The sequence below is a fragment of the Mesorhizobium sp. M7A.F.Ca.CA.002.04.1.1 genome, assembly GCF_004022805.1.
GTDB classification, from domain to species: Bacteria; Pseudomonadota; Alphaproteobacteria; order Rhizobiales; family Rhizobiaceae; genus Mesorhizobium; species Mesorhizobium ciceri.
Map to the genome: position 1 here is coordinate 1 of NZ_RZPL01000690.1, position 3,003 is coordinate 3,003.

At 63.7% G+C, this 3,003-nt stretch carries 3 protein-coding genes; all 3 read right to left on the reverse strand.

What is annotated here, in order from left to right; genetic code table 11:
• Nucleotides 1–1,018, reverse strand: a 1,018-nt coding sequence (locus ENZ75_RS26835; RefSeq protein WP_128278443.1) for a peptidoglycan -binding protein, incomplete at its 3' end; no start/stop codon positions are given.
• 1 nt (nt 1,019) lies between these two features.
• Entirely contained in the window at nt 1,020–2,045 is a 1,026-nt protein-coding gene (locus ENZ75_RS26840; RefSeq protein ID WP_013529124.1) for a MotA/TolQ/ExbB proton channel family protein, read from the reverse strand.
• Nucleotides 2,046–2,149: 104 nt separating this feature from the next.
• On the reverse strand, nt 2,150–2,836 hold the full coding sequence (locus ENZ75_RS26845) for a hemolysin III family protein (protein WP_063170358.1): 687 nt from the start codon (nt 2,834–2,836) through the stop codon (nt 2,150–2,152).
• Nucleotides 2,837–3,003 lie beyond the last annotated feature (167 nt).

Consider the following 3,003-nt stretch of genomic DNA (forward strand, 5'->3'; position numbering starts at 1 on the left):
GCTTCAGTTCAATACGGCGGTTCTTGTTGCGCGCCTCTTCGGTGTCGGCGGGATCGAGCGGCTGGAACTCACCGAAGCCTGCCGCGACCAGGCGGTTGGCCGGCACGCCGTTCTCGATCAGAAATTTCACCACCGAGGTCGAACGCGCCGTCGACAGTTCCCAATTGTCGCGGTAGCGGCCGGTGCCGGAGAGCGGCTTGTTGTCGGTATGGCCGTCGACGCGCAGCACCCAGTTGATCTCGGGCGGGATTTCCTTCTGCAACTCGATGATGGCGTCGGCGAGTTTCTTCATCTCGACCTTGCCGGCATCGTTGATCACCTCGGAGCCCGTTGGGAACAGCACTTCCGACTGGAAGACGAAGCGGTCGCCGACGATGCGGATGTTCTCGCGGTCGGCGAGGATTTCGCGCAAACGGCCGAAGAAGTCGGAGCGGTAGCGGTTCAACTCCTGCACGCGCTGCGCCAGCGCGACGTTGAGGCGGCGGCCGAGATCGGCGATCTTGGTGTTGGAATCGCGGTCGCGGATTTCGGAGACGTTGAGCGCATCCTCGAGCGCGCCGATCTGCTTGCGCAGCGCCGCGATCTGCTGGTTGAGTATCTCGACCTGGCTCAGCGCCTGCTGGCTGATCTGGCGCTGGCTGTCGAGTTCGCCGCCGAGCGCCGCTGCACGCTGATTGGCGGCGTCGCCGGCACCGGCACCTTGCGCCAGCAATCGTTCGAGCCGGCTCTTTTCCGCTTGCGCGGCCGACAGCGACGCCTGCAGATTGGCCAGGGAATCATCCTTGTCCTGCGCCGTCGAGCGCTCCAGCGCCAGCAGTTGGGTCAGTTCGTTGATCTGCGAGTTGAGGCGCGAGAGCGCCGTATCCTTGCCGGAGATTTCGCGTCCCAGCAGGAACTGCGCCAGCACGAAGACCGTGAGCAGAAACATGATCGCCAAAAGCAGCGTCGACAGCGCGTCGACGAAGCCCGGCCAGTAGTCGATGCGGCGATCGGTGCGCCGGCCCCTGGCGAGCGCCACTTCAGTGCACTCCGGGCTTCTTCAGGGCATCGGCGATCTTTTCCAGCGTGTTGCGCATCGCCTTCTGCTCGTCGGACTGGGCCTCGACCCAGTCGCGCATGATCTGCTGTTCCGAGCGCATATTCTTGACCAGGCCGGAAATGCCGTCGGCGAGATTGGCCATGGCGGTGGCGACGCGCGGGTTGGAGCCGCCGCCATTCTCCTGCATCGAGCGCAGCCGTTCCGACAGCACCCGGATCTCGTCGGAGGATTCGGTTTTGGCCGGGTCGGCGACGACGATGTCCGACGACAGGTCGGTGACCGAGGAAAGCCAGTTTTCCAGTTCGGTGTAGAAGCGCGTCTGGGCGCGGCCGGCCTGCAGGTCGAGGAAGCCGAGCACCAGCGAGCCGGAGAGGCCGAACAGCGAGGACGAGAAGGCGGTGCCCATGCCGGCCAGCGGCGCCGAAAGCCCCTGCTTCAGGGAATCGAGCACCGCGGCGGCGTCACCGGTGCCGGGATCGAGCGATTCGATGGTTTCGCGGATCGAGCCGATGGTGTTCAACAGTCCCCAGAAGGTGCCGAGCAGGCCGAGGAACACCAGCAGGCCGACGAGATAGCGCGAGGTGTCGCGGCTTTCGTCGAGGCGCGTGGCGATGGAATCGAGCATGGTGCGCATCGAACTGGTCGAGAAGGCCATCGCCGAGGAACGGCCGATCATCGCCTTCATCGGCGCCAGCAGCACCGGTTCGGTCGTCTCCGAGCCGGCACGGAAGGAGTTGACCCAGCGCACTTCGCGAAACAGTCGCCCAACCTGGGCGAAGGCCAAAAGGATGCCGACCACCAGCACGCCGACGATCAGGCCATTGAGGCCGGGATTGCTGCCAAAGGCGGTTGAGATCTGTCGGGTGAGGATGGCGGCGATGAAGGCGACGATGACCAGGAAGATCACCATGGTCAGCAGAAAGACCTGCGGGCTCGATAATTTATGCGGGTCGTAGATCAGGACATCAGAACGTCTGCCCATGCCGAAGGATCTGAGAAAAGCCATCCGTGCCCCGTTTCCGATGCCGCCGCCGATCACGTAAACCGCGACTCTAAACGGAATTGTGACCAAATTGAATGGCGCTTGGCAATATTGCCGCGTCGATAGTGTCAGAGGCGATTGATGACCAGACAGTCGACCATGGCGGCCAGATGCAGGCTGGCGCCGGTGACGACGAAACCGTGCCACAGCGCATTGTGGAAGCGCAGCCCCTTCCAGGCGAAGAAGATGACGCCGCAGGAGTAGACGATGCCGCCGGCAACGATCAGCGCTATCGATGTCGTCGGTAGCGTCTGGACAAGCGGCTTGACCAGGATGATGCCGCTCCAGCCAATGGCGAGATAGAAGCCGATCGCCAGCCGGTCGAAACGGCCGGGAAAGAACACCTTGACGGCAATGCCCAGCGCTGCCGCGGTCCAGACCAGCACGATCATCCAGCGCGCCAGCGGCGAGCCTTCGAGCTGCGCCAGGAAAGGCGTATAGGTCGCGGCGATCAGCAGATAGATCGCGGCGTGGTCGAAACGCCGCAACACCCATTTTGCCGGCGACGAGACCGGCCACAGATTGTAGGTCATCGACACCGAGAGCACGGTGAGCAGCGAAACCACGTAGAAGGCGGCGGCGATGTATTCGCCGGGTCCGACACGAAACGCCGCCAGCGCCAGCAGCGCGGAACCGGCCGATATCGCCAGCACGATGCCGACCGCGTGGACGATACCGTCAGCGATCATCTCGGCACGCGAATAGTGCCAGCGTCCGATGAACGGGATATCGGGGTAGGGTTCGTTGTCTCTCACTAAGCCGGGTTCCTGCGCCGCGCCCTCCAATCTGGGCGCTCGCCGGGCAGTATTTCAAGCTTCCGTTGCGGTTTTGCGACTGCGGCGCATCAGCGCGGCGGTTTGTCGGCGCGGCTTGCCTGTCAACGAGAGGAGAGCGGCTTCTTCACGACCTTGAGCAAAGCGCG

Bases quoted from the DNA above. Each gene is read 5' to 3' on its own strand.
- ENZ75_RS26840 (WP_013529124.1), bottom strand. From the start codon at position 2,045: ATGGCTTTTCTCAGATCCTTCGGCATGGGCAGACGTTCTGATGTCCTG.